Origin of the sequence: Acidithrix ferrooxidans (assembly GCF_000949295.1) — a bacterium.
Classification (GTDB): domain Bacteria; phylum Actinomycetota; class Acidimicrobiia; order Acidimicrobiales; family Acidimicrobiaceae; genus Acidithrix; species Acidithrix ferrooxidans.
This window is the reverse complement of the sequence record NZ_JXYS01000166.1, coordinates 1-1588: the sequence shown is the minus strand read 5'-3', so window position 1 is coordinate 1588 and position 1588 is coordinate 1. Positions and strand designations below refer to the sequence as shown.

The window sequence follows — 1588 nt, the reverse complement described above, 5'->3', positions numbered from 1 at the left end:
CCTGGATCCACCGAAAATTTAGCCGATCAACTTTGATTTTGGCATAGAAAAGGTGCTCTGAACTGGTAAACTTTAGGTTGTAATAGTCAAAAAACAACCAGTTCAAGGAGCACCTTTTAGATGCGAGCATCTGCTAGTAGTTTAGACCGTTTGATAGTCACCTTTGACGATTCGAACGCAGTTTCCAACAGTGGGTTAATACTCCCTATCACCCTTGCTGAGAGACTTGGCCTTAGGGATCTCTTTGATTTACACATTGACCTAGAGGATCGTCCTGGACGAGCAAATGTTGGCAGAAAAGCTATGGCTATCGTCGCATCTATTTTGGCCGGTGGTGATTGCATTGATGACACTGCAATCCTTCGAAGCCCAAATGCACAAGTTATCCTTGGTCAGATAATGCCAGCACCATCCACTCTTGGTGTCTTCTTGCGTAGTTTTGAGACCAGTGACATCGCAGATGTTGAACGAGTTGCAGCTTTGTTGCTAAAACGAGCCTGGCTAGCTGGAGCAGGTCCAGGTGATGAGCCGCTCACCATTGATGTTGTTTCCACAATATGTCAGGCATATGGAAACAAAAAAGAAGGAGCTTACTTTGGTTATACCAAAGTAAGGGGGTATCACCCACACCTAGCAGCAGTTGGTAAAACAGGTGACATTCTTGGAATAGTGACACGTGAAGGCAATGCCAATACCGCTCGTGGTGCCGGGGAGTTTGTAACCCAGGTAATCAACAATGCCAGAGCCGCCGGAGCAACTGGTGAAATAACCATGCGTTTTGACTCTGGGTTCTACTCAAGAGCCGTTAGAGACGCAGCTAGTGCGGGTGATGTTCGCTTTTCTATTACAACACGGATGTCCAAGAGACTAAAAGGTATCATCTCCGATATCCAAGAGGATGCCTGGACTTCAATTCCCTACTGGCTTGAAGGTGGAGCTGATGTAGCAGAAGTGAAATATCGCGCATTTGCAAGAGATAGACAAGACGTTCGTCTTATCGTACGAAGGGTCAAGCCTACTCCAGGGTCTCAGCTGGCACTATTTACCGACTATGACTATCACGCATTTATTACCGATCGACAAGGCGAAACGCTCTTTCTTGAGGCTGATCACCGAGCACATGCCCAGATCGAACTAGTCATCAAGGATCTCAAAGGAGGTTCGGGATGGAATCATGTTCCATCCAGATACATGAACGCTAACATACTTATCAAGTTTCGTAAGCAAGAGCCATTTTGGAATCAGATTCGCGGAGTAGCGGATGTGGAGACGCAAACACACATGTATTGAGAAGTCGCTCTACCAAGGACATTTCAAAGTGCCTTCGGTTGAATCGGTATGCGAATTCCTCGAGGTAAAGTTGCTTATGTTCCTCACGTCCGTGGTATGTTCCGTCGATAAATTTCTTGCAGTTCCCTATCAGGATGTTGAGCCATTTGAATGTTACATGTGCTTGTTCGTCTTTGGATAGAGTGATCGAATGCGCTAGTCCAAGGTCTCGAGCACATACCCCGTAACTTGGGTTACCATCACTTATCAGCTTGGTATCGGAATCTAAACGTCTCATAAAAACATCTTTGAATGATTT

At 45.7% G+C, this 1588-nt stretch carries 2 protein-coding genes; one reads left to right on the top strand and one right to left on the bottom strand.

Features of this window, described 5'->3' with window-relative positions:
* The first annotated feature begins 120 nt into the window (after positions 1-120).
* Positions 121-1290, top strand: coding sequence for an IS1380 family transposase (locus AXFE_RS18040; protein ID WP_052607270.1), 1170 nt, complete (start codon positions 121-123; stop codon positions 1288-1290).
* Here AXFE_RS18040 and AXFE_RS18860 read toward each other — a convergent pair.
* The coding region (locus tag AXFE_RS18860) for a transposase (protein WP_160291941.1) at positions 1211-1588 on the bottom strand (378 nt) is incomplete at its 5' end. The genes AXFE_RS18040 and AXFE_RS18860 overlap by 80 nt on opposite strands.

Coding starts and splice junctions, on each gene's coding strand:
- AXFE_RS18040 (WP_052607270.1), top strand. CDS start 121: ATGCGAGCATCTGCTAGTAGTTTAGACCGTTTGATAGTCACCTTTGAC.